Below are 15744 nucleotides of genomic sequence, written 5' to 3' on the forward strand. Positions count from 1 at the left end.
CCAGCCTGACTCAGCGGCCGGTTCCGGGGCGGGTCACGGACCGCGTGTCCGGAAAAAGCGAGGATTCACCTCCGTGGCGGCGTCCACCGCGGCCGGGGCGTGCTGTCACGCCCCGTGCCGGACGGGCCTCGGCGGCGGATCCGCTCAGGTCAGGTCGAACTCGCCCTCCCGCGCGTCCGACATGAAGGCGCCCCACTCTGCGGGGGTGAAGATGAGGGAGGGGCTCTCCGGCCGGCCGCCGTTGCGCATCGCGATGAAGCCCTCGACGAAGGCGATCTGGACGTCGCCCCGCCCTCGGCTGCTGGAGCGCCACTCGGCGCCCGTGAGGTCCAGGTCAGGCTTGTTCCAGCCCGCGAGTGAGGGCTGCTCCATGGTGGTCTCGGCCACGTCCGTGCTCCTCCCGGTTCGTCGTCCGCCGTCAGACTATCGATCGGTCACCGCTGCCGACAGGCCGTGCGAGGGGGAGGTTCCGGGGGCGGAGGCCGGTCCCCGGGAGCGGCGTCGCGTGCCGTGTCGGCACCGCGAGAAAGTACGAGCCGATGTCTTGCCCAGGACGTACCGGGCTGGATTACTGATCCAGAACGCGGCGACCGAATGATCGGTCGACCGGAGTGTGCGGTCGGTGAGGGAGAGTTCCGATGGCGGATGCGACGGGGCTGCTGGACATGGGGGAACGGCTCGGCGCGCGGGAGCTGCGGGCCCTGCAACGGGAGCGGTTGCGGGCGTCGCTCACCCATGCCTACACGAACGTGCCCTTCTACCGGGAGGCGTTCGACAAGGCGGGGCTCCGCCCCGAGGACTGCCGGGAGCTCGCCGATCTCGCCCGGTTCCCGTTCACCACGAAGGCGGATCTGCGGGCGAACTATCCGTACGGGATGTTCGCCGTGGAGCGGGAGCGGATTCGGCGCATCCACGCGTCGAGCGGGACGACCGGGCAGCCCACGGTCGTCGGCTACACGGAGAACGACCTTTCCATGTGGTCCGACATGGTGGCCCGTTCGATCCGTGCGGCGGGCGGGCGCCCGGGCGACACCATCCATGTGGCGTACGGCTATGGGCTGTTCACCGGTGGGCTCGGCGCACACTACGGGGCCGAGCGGCTCGGGTGCACCGTCGTGCCCGCGTCCGGCGGCATGACGGCCCGTCAGGTTCGGCTGATCCAGGATCTGCGGCCGCGGATCATCATGGTGACGCCCTCGTACATGCTGACGCTGCTCGACGAGTTCGAGCGGCAGGGGGTCGATCCGCGCGGCACGTCGCTGCGGGTGGGGATCTTCGGGGCCGAGCCGTGGACCGAGGGGATGCGGCGGGAGATCGAGGAGCGGTGCGGGATCGACGCGGTCGACATATACGGGCTGTCGGAGGTCGTCGGCCCGGGGGTCGCCCAGGAGTGCGTGGAGACGAAGGACGGGCTGCACATCTGGGAGGACCACTTCTTCCCCGAGGTCGTGGATCCGGTGACGGGCGAGGTGCTGCCCGACGGTGAGCGGGGCGAGCTCGTGTTCACCTCGCTGACCAAGGAGGCGATGCCCGTGATCCGGTACCGGACGCGGGACCTGACGCGGCTGCTGCCCGGCACGGCCCGTACGTTCCGCCGGATGGAGAAGGTCACCGGGCGCAGCGACGACATGGTGATCCTGCGCGGGGTGAACCTCTTCCCCACCCAGATCGAGGAGATCGTGCTGCGCACTCCCGGTGTCGCCCCGCACTTCCAGCTGCGCCTCACCCGTGAGGGCCGTCTCGACGCGCTCACCGTCCGGGCCGAGGCACGCCCCGGGGCCACGCCGGAGGTCAGGGACGCGGCGGCCCGGGCCATCGTGGCGGCCGTGAAGGACGGCATCGGCGTCTCGGTGGCCGTGGAGATCGTCGAGCCGGAGTCACTGGAGCGGTCGGTGGGGAAGATCAAGCGGATCGTGGATCTGCGGTCCCGGTGAGGCACGGGGTGCGGTTCCGGTGAGGCGCTGGACGCCGTCCCGGTGAGGCACGGGGTGCGGTTCCGTGGCGCGCCGTCGCGTCCCCGCGCGCCGCGGCCGGGGCCCGCCCGCCTCGGGCAGGTCCCGGCCGCCGTGCCGTCGACATCGGTCAGGGCTTGCGTCCCACCCCGCCGTGCTGGCCGATCGGTTTCGGGTCGGTGCCGGGCTCCGGGCGCCACAGCGGTACCGAGACGATGCCGGGCTCCACGAGCTCCAGGCCGTCGAAGAACGCCGCGATCTGCTCCACGGGCCGCAGGAAGTACCCGGCCGCGCCCGTCTCGTTGTACGCGTCCTGGGCCTGCTCGTAGTCGGGGTCCGTGCCGCGCGAGCCGTCGTTGACGCACAGGTGGCTGCCCGACGGCAGGCCGTCCATCAGCCGGCTCACGAGCGCGCGGGCGCCGTCGTAGTCCTCGATGTGGCCGAGGATGCCGCTGAGGATGAGGGCGACGGGCCGGTCGAGGTCCAGCGTCCGGGCGGCGGCCTCCAGGATGCCGTCCGTGTCGAACACGTCGGCGTCCACGTAGGACGTCGCGCCCTCGGGAGAGGAGTAGAGCAGGGCGCGGGCGTGGGCGAGGACCATCGGGTCGTTGTCGACGTAGACGATCCGGGACTCGGGCGCGTACCGCTGGGCGACCTCGTGGGTGTTGTCCTCGGTCGGCAGGCCCGTCCCGACGTCCAGGAACTGACGGACGCCGGCCTCCTGGACCAGGTGGCGGATGCTGCGGCCGAGGAAGGCCCGGCTGCTGCGGGCGATGGTCACGATGCCCGGGAAGACGGCGGTGTAGGCGTCGCCGGCCTCCTCGTCCACCGGGTAGTTGTCCTTGCCGCCCAGCCAGTAGTTCCAGATGCGGGCCGAGTGCGGCACCGTGGTGTCGATCCTCTGCCTCGCCGCCGCCTCGGGGCTCATCGCTTGGTCGGTCATGGGGCCCGTCTCCTCAGCAGATGCGTGCACGGTCGGGACGACCCCGTGTGCAACACCCGTTGCGGGCACACCAGTTACACCAGTTCGCACCAGACACCAGGAGCACCGGTCGTCACCGGGGTGATCCTAAGCCTCTTCCGTTACGGCCGGGTTCTCAGGCCCCGGCGGCCCCCGCGAACCGGTCCCTCAGCTCCCGCTTCAGGATCTTGCCGCTCGCGTTGCGCGGCAGTTCGTCCACGAACAGGACCCGCTTGGGCGCCTTGAAGCCGGAGAGCTTCTCGCGCGCGTGGGTGACCAGTTCGGCCTCGGTGACGTCCCCGCGCGGGACGACCACGGCGGTGATCGCCTCGATCCACTTGTCGTCCGGCAGCCCGATCACGGCCACCTCGGCGACCCGCTCGTGGGTGTAGAGGGCGTCCTCCACCTGGCGCGAGGCGACCAGTACACCACCGGAGTTGATGACGTCCTTCACCCGGTCGACGACCGTGAAGTACCCCTCGGCGTCCCGTACCGCCAGGTCACCGGAGTGGAACCAGCCGTCGCGGAAGGCCTCGGCGGTCTCCTCCGGCTTGTCCCAGTAGCCCTGGCACAGCTGCGGGGAGCGGTAGACGATCTCGCCCGGCTGCCCGTCGGGCACGTCCGCGCCCACCTCGTCGACGACCCGGGCCTCGACGAACAGCACCGGCCGCCCGCAGGAGTCCATGCGCCCCTTGTGCTCGTACGGTCCCAGGACCAGTGCGAGGGGGCCGATCTCGCTCTGCCCGAAACAGTTGTAGAAGGCCAGCTTCGGCAGGTGCTCCTTGAGCCGTTCCAGCACGGGCACGGGCATGATCGACGCTCCGTAGTACGCCTTGCGCAGCCCGCTCAGGTCGCGGCCGGCGAAATCGGGACGGTTCGACAGCCCGATCCACACAGTCGGCGGGGCGAACAGACTGTCCGCGCGGCCCGCCTCGATCAGGTCGAGGATCGTGTCGCCGTCGGGCGCGTCCAGGACGACGTTCTCGGCGCCCACGGCCAGGTACGGCAGCAGGAAGACATGCATCTGCGCCGAGTGGTAGAGCGGGAGCGAGTGCACGGGCCGGTCGCCCGCCTGGAGGTCGAGGGCGGTGATCGCGCTCAGGTACTCGTGCACCAGCGCGCGGTGCGTCATCATCGCGCCCTTGGGCAGGGCGGTGGTGCCCGAGGTGTACAGCAGCTGCGCCAGATCCTCGGCGCGCGGCTCCTCCCCCTCGTACGGTTCCGTCGTGGCGAGCCGGGTGAGCAGGGAGTCCTCGGTGTCGCGCAGGGCCAGGGCGCGTGTTCCGGCGGGCAGCCGGCCGGCCAGGTCCGGGTCGGTGAGGACGAGCGCGCTGCCGGACTGGCCGAGGAGGTACGCCAGGTCGTCGCCGGTCAGGTTCTGGTTGACGGGGACGTGGACCAGCCCGGCCCGCGCGCAGGCGAGGAAGGCGATCAGGTACGCGTCCGAGTTGTGGCCGTAGGCGCCGACGCGGTCGCCGGGGGCGAGTCCGGTGGCGCGCAGGGCCTGTGCCGCGCGCGAGACGGCGTCGTCCAGTTCGGCGTACGTCCAGGAGCGTGTCCCGTAGTGGAGGGCGACGCGGGCGGGGGTCCGCCGGGCGCTGCGCCGCAGGACTCCGTCCACCGTCACTTCGTGTCCGGCCGCCACCGTCATGCCCGCTCCTCCACGTCCTGCCGCCCTGACGTGATCCTCGTGCGCCGGTGCGAGCGCGGTCAAGCATCCGGTGCGGGCGGGGAACGGCCGTATATGGCGTGATCAGGATCAACCACCACGCCTCTCGGACGTGCACACGGACATCAGAATGTGTCCGGCGTTACGCTCAACCACCTTTTCCGCCAAAGATGTTGGGAGGCTCGTTTGCGTACCCGCCTGAGACGACTCGTCGTCGTGGCCGCCGCCCTGTTCACCGCCGTCGCATCCCTGCCGGCCGCCGCGGCCGGGGACCGGGACCGTCGGGAGAACCCCTCGTACGGCGGCCTGTCCGCCACCATCCGCTACACCGAGTACGGCATTCCGCACATCCTCGCGAGGGACTACGCGAGCCTCGGCTTCGGCGAGGGCTGGGCGCAGGCCGCCGACCAGGTGTGCACGCTCGCCGACGGTTTCGTCACCCTGCGCGGTGAGCGGTCGCGGCACTTCGGGGCCGACGCGGCACCCGACGGCTCGCTCTCCTCCGCCGCCGGCAACCTCAGCAGCGACCTGTACTTCCGCGGGGTGCGTGAGTCCCGCACGGTGGAGAAGCTGCTCGCCGAGCCCGCGCCGGTGGGTCCGAGCCGTGAGGTCCGGGACCTGATGCGCGGCTGGGCGGCCGGTTACAACGCCTGGCTGCGGCAGAACAGGATCACGGATCCCGCCTGCGAGGGCGCCGCCTGGGTGCGGCCGGTCACCGCGCTCGACGTGGCGACCCGCGGCTACGCCATCGCCGTGATCGCCGGGGAGGGGCGGTTCGTCAACACGATCACCGACGCGCAGCCGCCCGCCGGGGCCGCCTCCGCGCCCCGTACCGCCGACGCGGAGGCCGTGTCGCGGGCCGCGCGCGAGCTGTACGGGACCGAAGACCCCAGAAACGCGGACATGGGCTCCAACGCGGTCGCCTTCAGCGGTGCCACGACGGCGAACGGCCGGGGCCTGCTGCTCGGCAACCCGCACTACCCGTGGCAGGGCGGGCGCCGGTTCTGGCAGTCGCAGCAGACGATCCCCGGCGAGCTGAACGTGATGGGCGGCTCCCTGCTCGGCACGCCGACGATCTCCATCGGCCACAACGCGCACGTGGCCTGGAGCCACACCGTCTCCACCGGCGTCCCGGCCAACTTCCACCAGCTGACGCTGGCTCCGGACGATCCGACGGTGTACCTGGTGGACGGGAAGCGCGAGCGGATGACGAAGCGCACCGTGACCGTCCCGGTCAAGGACGGGGCGCCGGTGACCCGTACCCAGTGGTGGACCCGCTACGGCCCCCTGGTCACCTCGCTCGACCCGCGGACTCCGCTGCCGTGGACCACCACGACGGCGTACGCGCTGCACGACCCGAACGCGAAGAACATGCGCTTCGCCGACACCGGGCTGGCCTTCAGCAAGGCCCGCAGCACGGGCGACGTCCTGAAGGCCCTGAAGCGGCATCAGGGCATCCCGTGGGTGAACACGATCGCCGCGGACTCCTCGGGGCACTCCCTGTTCACGCAGTCGCAGGTGCTGCCCCGCATCACCGACGAGCTGGCGGAGCGCTGCTCGACCGCGCTGGGCCGGACGACGTACCCGGCGGCCGGCATCGCGATCCTGGACGGCTCGCGCGGCGACTGCGCGCTCGGCGAGGACCCGGACGCCGTGCAGCCGGGGATCTTCGGACCCTCACGGATGCCCACGCTCAAGGACGCCCCGTACGCGGAGAACTCCAACGGGACCGCGTGGCTGACCAACGCCGACCGGCCGATCACGGGCTACGAGCGGATCTTCGGCACGGTCGGCACCCCGCCGAGCCTGCGCACGCGCGGCGCCCTGGAGGACGTGTCGGCGATGGCCGAACGGGGCGGTCTGACCGTACGGGACCTGCAGCGCCAGCAGTTCGCGAACCGGGTGCCGGCGGGTGACCTCGTGGCCGACGACCTGGTGCGGGCGTGCGTCGCGCTGCCGGGCGGCACGGCCGCGGGAAGCGACGGCACGCCGGTCGACGTGAGCGAGGCGTGCGGCGTGCTGAAGGCATGGGACCGCACCACCGACACCGACAGCCGGGGCGCGCTGCTGTTCGACCGGTTCTGGCGGAAGCTGACGCAGTCGGTGCCGGTGGCGCAGCTGTGGAAGGTGCCGTTCTCGGCGGCGGACCCGGTGCGCACCCCGAACACGCTGAACACGGACGCGCCCGGCGTCGCCACCGCGCTCGCCGACACCGTGACGGAGCTGCGCGCGGCGGGCATGGCGCTCGACGCGGAGTGGGGTGACCACCAGTTCGTCGTACGGGGCGGGCAGCGCATCCCCGTGCCGGGCGGCGCGGACACGCTCGGTGTGTGGAACATGATCCAGGCACCGTGGAACGCGTCCGGCGGCGGCTACCCGGAGGTGGTCCACGGCTCCAGCTACATCCAGGCGGTGGGCTGGGACGGCGGGCGCTGCCCCGTGGCCCGCACCCTGCTGACGTACTCCCAGTCCTCGAATCCGGAGTCGCCGTACTCCAGCGACCAGACCCGGCTGTTCTCGGGTGAGAAGTGGGTGACCTCGCGCTTCTGCGAGAAGGAGATCCTGTCCTCGCCGAAGCTGAGGGTGGTCCGCGTGGCCGAACACCGCTGAGGCCGCCGGCCGTCCGGAGAGACGGGTGGGTGACAACGGGTGGGTGCGGTGCCGTCGTCCGTTCGGCGGCACCGCGCTCCCGTTCCGGCGGACCGGGTGCCCGCGCCGGAGGAATCGGCCGTTACTCGTTGAAGACGGCCTTCGTCACCTCGTTCGGGCCGTCGAAGCTGTCCTTCTTCAGGCCGTCGAGACGGCTGACGACCTTGTCGTCGGCCTTGTTCTTGCGGGCACAGTCCACCAGCGACTTCTTGTCCGTCGGGTAGTCCATGCCCTTGAGGGCCTTCTGTACATCGATGGGGCTGAGCTCGGCCATGAAGTTCTCCCTGTGGAGCACCGGCCGCGCGCTCCAGCGAGCGACACGGCATATCGGTAATACCTGGACATAACGCCGTACCCCGTCTGATATGAAATATGCGGCGAGCCGGCGGAAGGCCCGGGAGACGGCCCAGCGGACGGCCTGGAAGACAGCCCGGAGGACAGCCCGGAGGACAGCCCGGACATCAGGGCCGTGAGACCGGGCCCGCTCCGGTCGCCTCCAGCACCGCCATGGCCGCGTTGTGGCCGGGCACCCCGCTGACCGCGCCGCCGCGCACCGCGCCCGCACCGCACAGCAGCACGTTCGCGTGCCGGGTCTCGACGCCCCAGCGGCCGGTGCCCTCCTGGGCGTACGGCCAGGAGAGCTCGCGGTGGAAGATGTTGCCGCCGGGCAGCCGCAGCTCGCGGTCCAGGTCGAGCGGGGTCTTCGCCTCGATGCAGGGGCGGCCGTCGGCGTCGGTGGCCAGGCATCCGGCGATCGGCTCGGCGAGGTGCGCGTCCAGCTGGGCGAGGGTGGCCCTCAGCAGCTCCTCGCGGGTGCGGTCGTGGTCGCGCGCGAACAGGCGGGCGGGGGTGTGCAGTCCGAACAGGGTGAGCGTGTGGTGGCCCCGCTCGACGAGGTCCGGGCCGAGGATGCCCGGGTCGGTGAGGGAGTGGCAGTAGATCTCGGAGGGCGGCTCCTTCGGCAGCCGCCCGCCCGCCGCCTGGACGTGGGCGGCCGCCAGCTGCTCGTACCCCTCGGCGATGTGGAAGGTGCCGGAGAAGGCCTCGCGCGGGTCCACGGAGGTGTCGCGCAGCTTCGGCAGCCGCGTGAGCAGCATGTTCACCTTGAGCTGGGCCCCCTCGGCGGGAGCGGGCGGCTCGTCGCCGGTCAGGGCGGCCAGCTCGCGGGGGGAGGCGCCGACCAGTACGTGCCGGGCGGCTACGGTGCCCTCGCCGGCCGCCGTGCGGTACGTGACCTCGGCGGTCCGCCCGTCGGTGGCGACGCGCACCGCCTCGTGGCCGGTGGCGAGCACGGCGCCCGCGCCGCGCGCGGCCGCGGCCAGCGCGTCCGTGAGGGCGCCCATGCCGCCGACGGGTACGTCCCAGGCGCCCGTCCCGCCGCCGATCACGTGGTAGAGGAAGCAGCGGTTCTGCGGCAGGGCCGGGTCGTGGGCATCGGCGAACGTGCCGATCAGGGCGTCGGTGAGAACGACACCGCGGACCAGGTCGTCGGCGAAGTGCTCCTCGATCGCCACGCCGACGGGCTCCTCGAAGAGCATGCGCCAGGCGTCCTCGTCGTCGACGCGTGTCCGCAGCTCCTCGCGGGTGGGCAGCGGCTGCGTGAGCGTCGGGAACACCCGCCGGGCGACCCGGCCCGTCGTCCCGTAGAAACGCCGCCAGGCCTCGTACTCCCGGTCCGATCCGGTCAGCCGCGCGAACGCCTCCCGGGTGCGCCGCTCGCCGCCGCCGACGAGCAGACCGGTGGGGCGCCCGTCGCGCATCGCGGGCGTGTACGAGGAGACCGTGCGCTGCCGGAGCCGGAAGTCCAGGCCGAGCTCCCGCACGATCTTCCGGGGCAGCAGGCTGACCAGGTACGAGTAGCGCGACAGCCGTGCGTCGACTCCGGGGAAGGGCCGCGTGGACACGGCGGCGCCCCCGGTGGCGTCCAGCCGTTCCAGCACGAGTACGGTGCGGCCCGCGCGGGCGAGATAGGCGGCGGCGACCAGCCCGTTGTGGCCGCCGCCGACAATCACAACGTCGTAGGAGTCGTAGGAGTCGTACGAGCGGTGTCCCCTGGGCGCTGGCATGGCCCTTCGTAACACGCGCCGATCGTGACCGGCCAGAGGGCCGGCTGCGGAGCCGATGCCGGGCCGGGCGGACGCGGCGACCGCCTCCTCAGCGACCGTCCGCGGCCCCCTGCTGCCGCAGCACCGCCACCTTCCGGTAGAGCTCCACGGCCTCCTGGCCGCGGCCGAGCTGTTCCAGGCAGTGGGCCTCGTCATCGCGGCTGGCGAGCGCGTCGGGGTGGCCGGCGCCGAGGACGCGTGTCCGGGCGTCGGCCACGTGCCGGTACTCGAGGAGGGCCTCGGCCCAGCGGCCGAGCCAGCCGAGCGACACGGCGACCTCACGCCGGCTGACCAGGGTGTCCGGGTGGTCGGGGCCGAGGGCCCGCTCGCGGATCGCGCACACGTCGCGGGCCTCGGCGAGGACCTCCTCCCAGCGGCCGAGCCGCCCGAGGTTGACGCCCAGGCCGTGGCGGGCGCGCAGGGTCTCCGGGTGCGCGGGCCCGTGGACGCGGGTGCGGTCGTCGGCGAGGGCGCGGTAGAGCGTCAGGGCCTCCGCGCTGCGGCCGAGCCGGCCGAGGCTGATGCCCACCTCGTAGCGGGCGGCGAGGGTGTCGGGATGGCCGCGGCCGAGGGCCTGGGCGCGGGCCTCGGCGACCTCCTGGTACGTGCTGAGCGCCTCGTGCCAGCGGCCCGACTGGCCCAGCAGGTAGGCGACCTCGTACCGGGTGACGAGTGTGTCGGGGTGTGCCGGGCCGAGCACCCGCGCGCGGGCGGCCGCCACGTCGGACGCCATCGCGCAGGAGTCCTCCAGCCGGCCCAGCCGGCCGAGGTTGAAGGCGAGGTTGTGGCGGCAGCGCAGGGTGTCGGGATGGTCGGGGCCCATGACGCGCATCCGCACGGCCAGGACGGAGGTGTACGCCTGGTGCGCCTCCAAGTGACGGCCCAGGCGGCCGAGGGCGTACGCCGTCTCCTGGCGGGCCGCCAGCGTGTCGGGATGCTCGGGGCCGAGAACGCGCTCCCGCGCGCGGGCGACGTGTTCGTACTCGCGCAGGGCGTCGGCGGGGTGGCCGGTGCGGCTGAGGCTGAAGCCGACCTCGTAGTGGCTGGCGAGGGTGTCGGGGTGGTCGGGGCCGAGGACGTGCTCCCGTTCGGCGGCGACCGCGCGGTGCACCTCGCCCGCCTCCGTCCAGCGGCCGAGGCGGCCCAGGCTGAGGCCCGCGTCGTGCCGTCCGGCCAGGCCCGCGAGCACCTCCGGTGACGGGGCGGGCCGTTGGGGAACCACGGGCTCCTCGGCGGGGCCGGTGACGGGGCGGGCGATCCACTCGCCGCTGAGCCCCGCCGAGGGGTCCGGCGGGGTGATGCGCAGTCCGGCGCCGGCCGCCTTGTGGCCGGTGGTCATGCCCCGGGTCCACGACGGCATACCGGGCTCCCGGGACGGGCCCCGGCCGGGGCGCGGGCGGAGCGCGGGTGCCGCGGGCAGCGCGCGCGCCGCGGGGTACGACACGACGGTCGGCACATGGCCGGAAACGGCGCGGCCCGCCTCCAGCCGGTGCCCCAGCTCGCCCGCGTCCTGCGGACGGTCGTCCGGCTCCTTGGCGAGCAGGTCGAGGATGATCCGCTCCACGTACCCGGGCAGCTCGGCCCGGTGGTGGCGCGGCGGGTCGGGCGGGGTGTCCCGGTGGCCGACCAGGACGGCCCACGCGTCGTCGAGGTCGAAGGGCGGCACCCCGGTGGCGATCTCGTACAGCACGCACCCGAACGAGTACAGGTCGCTGCGGTGGTCGATCCGGTCGCCGCCGATCTGCTCGGGGGACATGTAGTGCGGGGTGCCCATGGCGATGCCGGTGCCGGTGAGCCGGGAGGTGAGGCCGATGTCGCGGCCGAGCCGGGCGATGCCGAAGTCGCATATCTTCACCGTGCCGTCGGTGAGCCGCATGATGTTGGCGGGCTTCAGGTCGCGGTGCACTATGCCCTGCCGGTGGGTGTAGGCGAGGGCCGCGGCGCCCTGGCCGGCGATGTCGACGACATCGGCCACAGCCAGGGGATGACCCCGGTTGTCCTCCAGGAGCTGGCTCAGGTTCCGGCCCTCCAGCAGCTCCATCACGAGGTACAGCACGCCGTCCGCCTCGCCGAAGTCGTGGACGACGGTGACCCCGCGGTGCTGGAGCGCCGCGGCCACCCGGGCCTCGCGGCGGAACCGCTCCCTGAGCACCCGGGCGAAGGTGTGCCCGGTCCGGTCGCGGTCGTTCAGGGGCTTGAGGCACTTCACGGCGACGTGCCGCCCCAGGGACTCGTCCTTCGCGCGCCACACCTCGCCCATGCCGCCACGCCCGATCCGGTCGAGCAACCGGTAACGGCCCTGGATCAGTCTGGAGTCCGCCATCGCCTGACCGCCCCCCGGTGTGTCCGGCCCCGCCCCAGCCCGTCCAGTATGGCGGGCTATGGTCCGGCTTTGTACGGGACCGATCGGGACCGTACGGCTCAGCGGGCACGGTGGTCACCGGTGTGCCGCGCTCCCCTGGCCGGGAGCGAGCCAGGGGAGGGCGTACGGCAGGTTCAGCAGGACGGCATGCCATGTGCGGCATCACATGGGCGGGCGCACACGGTGTCGGAGCCTGTGTGCGGTGCGCATGGCGGCCCGGCCCAGGAACGATGTGCGCGGCACACATCCGGGCGCAACGCAACCGCACCGAGCGGCAGCGTTCGGTCAGCGTTCAGGCGTCGAGTGTCGCGAGGAAGTCGCTGCATGCCTGGGCGCACTCACGGCACGCCTTGGCGCTGTCCTCCGCTCCGGGGTGGTCGTCGAAGGCGTGCGCGGTCTCGAGACACACGGTGCGGCACCACTCCACCTGTACCCGGAGGGTGGCCTCGTCCTGCCCCGCCTGTTCGGAGAGCACGCGGCACGTCGCGTCGCACACCTCCGCGCACATGATGCCCTTGCGCCGTACCCGTTCCTGGTCGGCGGACCCGTCCGGATCCACGAGACTGGCACGCAGAGCGCATGCCCGCGCGCATTCGGTGCACGCCTGCGCACATGCGAAGCGGTCCTCGAGGAAACGGAAGAGTTCCTGCTGGGAAGTCGTCGATGTCACGTGAGCCGGGTAGCCGTGGCGCCCTACACCAAACCGGCCGTCGCCGCATCCGTTTTCCCGACGTACCGCCGGGCACCCGTCACACCGTCCCCGGTGCAGGAGGTGAGTGATTCATGCCCGGACGACAGGAACTGCCCTCGACCCTGGAGCGCTCGTCGGAGGACGCCCAGCGCACCTGGATCAAGGCGCACGACTCGGCCGTCGAGTCCTACGGCGAAGGCGAGCGGGCGCACCGTGTCGCCTTCGGTGCGCTCAAGCACATGTACGAGAAGGTCGGTGACCACTGGGAACGCAAGGAGGGCAGCCGCCGGGGCCCCTCGGATCCCCGGTCCGCACGCCCCCGGCAGCAGGGCGGACGCAGCGGCGAGGGCGTCGACGAGGACGCGTCGAAGCAGCACCTCTACGACCTCGCCCGGCAGCTCGGCATCGACGGGCGGTCGCGGATGACGAAGCCCGAGCTGCTCGACGCGCTCCGCAAGGCGAACCGCTCCCGGACGCGCCGGGCCCGCGAGAAGTGACTGGTTCGACGGTTGACCCGGGGGTACTCGCGTCACATGAGCACAGAATGGATCGATTTCGCCGCGCGAGACCATTTGGTTGGCATTGGTCCCCTTGTGGCCGGTGTGGTCGTGGTGGCGGTGCTGATCGGCGCCCTCTTCATGGGCAGGCGGATCTGGCGCCGTGAGCTGCCGAGGCCCCGGCCGGAGGAGCAGCCCAGGATGCCCGACGGCGGGCCCGTGTACGAGGAGACCGTGTGCCGCGAGCCCGATGAGATGCCGCAGAGCGACACCCGGACCCTCCCCCACGACCTGCACGGGTTCGGCAACGCCTCGTCCCGGCCCAGCCCGGGGAAGCCGCGGCACCGCTGGAGCAACGGCGGCAGCGGTTCCTTCGGCAGCGGAGGACTGGGCGCGCACTGACCGGCGCGGCACCGCGTGGCGGTGTGTGCCGCCCGACATGTCGAGGGCGGCCGTGCCCGGTGGACGGTCCGGCACGGACGGTCCACCGGGCACGGCCGCGGACCTCTGGGGCCTCATGTCCGACCGATCCACCAGGCCTGACGCAAGGAGAGACAGCCATGGCCGACCGCAGCACCCTGCCGCTGCCCGACTACGACCAGCTGCCGATCGGCAGCGTGGAGAGCCGCGTCCGCTCGCTCACCGCTGGGGAGGTGGAGGAGTTGCTGGCGTACGAACGCCGGCACGCCGACCGTCTTCCGGCGGTTCAGGTGCTGACGGCCCGGCTGGAGCAGCTGCGCGCGGGGGCGCAACCGACATCCGGCGACCCGACCGCCCTGCGCCCGGAGGTGGGCCGAGGGAGCGGGGGCTCCCCCGTGACCCCGGCGACCTCGCCGCAGCCGCACAACCCACCGCCGCACGGCACCCCGGACCAGCCGGGCAAGCCCAAGGGCGACCGGACCTAGGTCCACTCCCCCGGCGGTACTTCCCGGACATCCTGGTGCCGGTGCGCGTCCGGCGCGCACCGGCACCAGGAGTGTCCGGCCGCTCCCCTGCGGGACTCGACGGCAACCACAGCGACCCCGGCCATGTGCGACCCCGCTGGTGTGCGCCTCGGCTAGTGCGGCTCTCCGGGTACGGCCCTGCCATGTGCGGGGTCTCCGTGTACGGCCCTGCCATGTGCGGCCCCTCCATGTGCGGCCCCTCCGTGTACGGCCCTGCCATGTGCGGCCCCTCCATGTGCGGCCCTGCCATGTGCGGCCCTGCCATGTGCGCCCCGCTGTGTGGGCCCGTTCCCCGTGCAGCCCCCACGCGGTCGCCGCTCCGGTCAGGCGCCCCGCGCATCCCGCGTCAGCGGCGGCCCGGCGGGCGCCGGGGCGGGCGGGCCGAAGAGCACGGCACGAGCCACCCTCGGGGCGAACAGCACAGTGGCCGGCGAGACCAGCGAGACGACCGAACGGAAGGCTGCGCCCACCACGGGGTTGCCGGAGACCCGCTCCTGCACCCGGCGCAGGTACCAGGCCGTGGCCCGGTCCACGGCCCGCGTGGCCACCGCGTTGCCGACGGCCCCCGGCATCTGCTTGTCCGCCCCCGCGGATATGTCCCACGCCTGCCGGGACGCCGCGAGAAGGGCCTGCTGCACCCGGCGGGTGGTCGGTGGGCGGCGCCCGTCGGCGAGCGCGTCCCGCAGGGCGACCGCGCTCTGCGCGGCGACGGTCATGCCCTGCCCGTAGATCGGGTTGAACGTGCACAGGGCGTCACCGGTCGCGAGGAACCCGGCGGGACGGCGGCCGGGCAGGTCGTAGCGGCGCCGTACGTCGGCGGTCCTGCGGAAGCCGGACACCGGCGACAGCGGTTCGGCGGCCTCGCGCATCCACCGGTGGACGAACGGATGCGGCAGCCGCTTCGCGTACGCCACGAACTCCTCCTCATCGGTGGGCGGTTCGTCCCCGCGCAGCCCCGAGAACGTGAGGAGATACGTACCGTCCTCCAGGGGCAGGACGACACATCCGTAGGGCTGCGCCGGGCCGGGCACGATGTTGTAGCCCAGGGCGTCACCGCCCAGAGTGCCGGTCACGGCGCGGTACACCCGTGACGCGTACGCGAGCCCGGTGTCGATGGTCTCCTCGTGCGGCGCCTCCGCCCCGATCGCGGTGAGCCACTGCGAGGCCTTCGTGCCGCGCCCGGACGCGTCCACCACAAGGTCGGCCTCGAGCGGCCGTGCCGCCGCGCGGGTTCCCTCGCCGCGCTCGCGCAGCAGGACACCGCGCACCCGGGAGGCGTCCCCCAGCAGGCCCACGACGTCCGTCGACTCCACCACGGTGATCGCTGGGTGGGCGAGGACCCGCCGGCGCACCAGGTCCTCGATCTGCGCCCGTGAACCGGTGTGGATGTACGTCGACGACGGCGACCGCCGGAACCAGCGTCCGGCCTGCCACTGCACCATGTCGCCCGGCATCCCGACCCGGGGTGCGCCCGCCGCCCGCAGCTCGTCCGTGAACCCCGGCAGCAGCGCGTCCAGGGCCCGCTGCCCGCCTTCGAGCAGAACGTGCGGGTGCCGGCCCTGCGGCACCCCGGGCCGCGGCCCGGGCCCCTCCGGGAGCCGGTCGCGCTCGACGACCGTCACCCGGTCCGCCTGCCCGGCGAGGACGTGCGCCGCGAGCAGCCCCGCGATGCTTCCCCCGACGACGACCGCGTGCCGTCCGCCCGGCCGGCCGTGGTCCCGGCCGCCCGCTCTCCGCTCGAAGTCCACGACGATTCCGCCCCTTGGTTCTTTGATCGATCAGTCGTCCAAGCGGCGCCAGTCTGCCGTATCGATGCGAACGGTTGACTTGTTTTCAGTTGTTCGAATTTGCAGTTGTTCGACGGAGGCACGGTCGACCGCCCGCGCGGGCCATGCGGGCGGTCGCCTCCCTCGC

Annotated in this window: 13 protein-coding genes; 5 read left to right on the forward strand and 8 right to left on the reverse strand. The window is 72.9% G+C overall.

Annotation, left to right across the window (positions count from 1 at the left end; translation table 11 throughout):
- Positions 1 to 144 precede the first annotated feature (144 nt).
- Positions 145 to 387, reverse strand: a complete 243-nt coding sequence (locus tag IE242_RS09655; protein WP_030585495.1) for a DUF397 domain-containing protein — start codon at positions 385 to 387, stop codon at positions 145 to 147.
- Between the two features lie 251 nt (positions 388 to 638).
- On the opposite strand from IE242_RS09655, the gene paaK reads away from it, so the two are divergent.
- On the forward strand, positions 639 to 1934 hold the full coding sequence (gene paaK, locus IE242_RS09660; protein ID WP_189857350.1) for a phenylacetate--CoA ligase PaaK: 1296 nt from the start codon (positions 639 to 641) through the stop codon (positions 1932 to 1934).
- Positions 1935 to 2082: 148 nt separating this feature from the next.
- On the opposite strand, the gene IE242_RS09665 is transcribed toward paaK, so the two are convergent.
- On the reverse strand, positions 2083 to 2895 hold the full coding sequence (locus IE242_RS09665) for an SAM-dependent methyltransferase (protein ID WP_189857351.1): 813 nt from the start codon (positions 2893 to 2895) through the stop codon (positions 2083 to 2085).
- A gap of 154 nt (positions 2896 to 3049) precedes the next feature.
- A complete protein-coding gene (locus IE242_RS09670) occupies positions 3050 to 4564 on the reverse strand; it encodes an acyl-CoA synthetase (RefSeq protein ID WP_189857352.1) in 1515 nt (504 codons plus the stop codon).
- A gap of 204 nt (positions 4565 to 4768) precedes the next feature.
- Here IE242_RS09670 and IE242_RS09675 point away from each other — a divergent pair, with 204 nt between their 5' ends.
- Positions 4769 to 7192 (forward strand): penicillin acylase family protein, encoded by a 2424-nt coding sequence (locus IE242_RS09675; RefSeq protein WP_189857353.1) that lies wholly within the window; start codon positions 4769 to 4771, stop codon positions 7190 to 7192.
- 121 nt (positions 7193 to 7313) lie between these two features.
- Here the strand turns inward: IE242_RS09675 and IE242_RS09680 are convergent, their stop codons facing one another.
- The 4 genes from IE242_RS09680 to IE242_RS09695 form a co-directional block, all read right to left on the reverse strand.
- Positions 7314 to 7505: a DUF2795 domain-containing protein gene (locus tag IE242_RS09680; protein ID WP_189857354.1), complete on the reverse strand. Its 192-nt coding sequence runs from the start codon at positions 7503 to 7505 to the stop codon at positions 7314 to 7316.
- A 187-nt stretch (positions 7506 to 7692) separates the two neighbouring features.
- Positions 7693 to 9297 carry a phytoene desaturase family protein gene (locus IE242_RS09685; protein ID WP_189857355.1) on the reverse strand — a complete coding sequence of 535 codons (1605 nt, stop codon included), beginning with the start codon at positions 9295 to 9297 and terminating at the stop codon, positions 7693 to 7695.
- Positions 9298 to 9385: 88 nt separating this feature from the next.
- Positions 9386 to 11659, reverse strand: coding sequence for a serine/threonine-protein kinase (locus IE242_RS09690; RefSeq protein ID WP_189857356.1), 2274 nt, complete (start codon positions 11657 to 11659; stop codon positions 9386 to 9388).
- Positions 11660 to 11990: 331 nt separating this feature from the next.
- On the reverse strand, positions 11991 to 12368 hold the full coding sequence (locus tag IE242_RS09695) for a four-helix bundle copper-binding protein (protein WP_189857357.1): 378 nt from the start codon (positions 12366 to 12368) through the stop codon (positions 11991 to 11993).
- Between the two features lie 113 nt (positions 12369 to 12481).
- Between IE242_RS09695 and IE242_RS09700 the strand changes: the two genes are divergently transcribed.
- The 3 genes from IE242_RS09700 to IE242_RS09710 all read left to right on the forward strand — a co-directional run bounded on the left by IE242_RS09700 (position 12482) and on the right by IE242_RS09710 (position 13791).
- On the forward strand, positions 12482 to 12886 hold the full coding sequence (locus IE242_RS09700; protein WP_189857358.1) for a ChaB family protein: 405 nt from the start codon (positions 12482 to 12484) through the stop codon (positions 12884 to 12886).
- A gap of 36 nt (positions 12887 to 12922) precedes the next feature.
- Positions 12923 to 13288, forward strand: a complete 366-nt coding sequence (locus IE242_RS09705) for a DUF6479 family protein (RefSeq protein WP_189857359.1) — start codon at positions 12923 to 12925, stop codon at positions 13286 to 13288.
- Between the two features lie 158 nt (positions 13289 to 13446).
- Positions 13447 to 13791 carry a DUF8129 domain-containing protein gene (locus IE242_RS09710; RefSeq protein WP_189857360.1) on the forward strand — a complete coding sequence of 115 codons (345 nt, stop codon included), beginning with the start codon at positions 13447 to 13449 and terminating at the stop codon, positions 13789 to 13791.
- Between the two features lie 362 nt (positions 13792 to 14153).
- Here the strand turns inward: IE242_RS09710 and IE242_RS09715 are convergent, their stop codons facing one another.
- Positions 14154 to 15578: an FAD-dependent oxidoreductase gene (locus IE242_RS09715; protein WP_229858574.1), complete on the reverse strand. Its 1425-nt coding sequence runs from the start codon at positions 15576 to 15578 to the stop codon at positions 14154 to 14156.
- Positions 15579 to 15744 lie beyond the last annotated feature (166 nt).

It is taken from the genome of Streptomyces poonensis (assembly GCF_014650915.1).
Lineage (GTDB): Bacteria > Actinomycetota > Actinomycetes > Streptomycetales > Streptomycetaceae > Streptomyces > Streptomyces poonensis.

Coding starts and splice junctions, on each gene's coding strand:
- IE242_RS09680 (WP_189857354.1), bottom strand. CDS start 7,505: ATGGCCGAGCTCAGCCCCATCGATGTACAGAAGGCCCTCAAGGGCATG.
- IE242_RS09705 (WP_189857359.1), top strand. CDS start 12,923: ATGAGCACAGAATGGATCGATTTCGCCGCGCGAGACCATTTGGTTGGC.
- IE242_RS09690 (WP_189857356.1), bottom strand. CDS start 11,659: ATGGCGGACTCCAGACTGATCCAGGGCCGTTACCGGTTGCTCGACCGG.
- IE242_RS09670 (WP_189857352.1), bottom strand. CDS start 4,564: ATGACGGTGGCGGCCGGACACGAAGTGACGGTGGACGGAGTCCTGCGG.
- IE242_RS09665 (WP_189857351.1), bottom strand. CDS start 2,895: ATGACCGACCAAGCGATGAGCCCCGAGGCGGCGGCGAGGCAGAGGATC.
- IE242_RS09700 (WP_189857358.1), top strand. CDS start 12,482: ATGCCCGGACGACAGGAACTGCCCTCGACCCTGGAGCGCTCGTCGGAG.
- paaK (WP_189857350.1), top strand. CDS start 639: ATGGCGGATGCGACGGGGCTGCTGGACATGGGGGAACGGCTCGGCGCG.
- IE242_RS09710 (WP_189857360.1), top strand. CDS start 13,447: ATGGCCGACCGCAGCACCCTGCCGCTGCCCGACTACGACCAGCTGCCG.
- IE242_RS09685 (WP_189857355.1), bottom strand. CDS start 9,297: ATGCCAGCGCCCAGGGGACACCGCTCGTACGACTCCTACGACTCCTAC.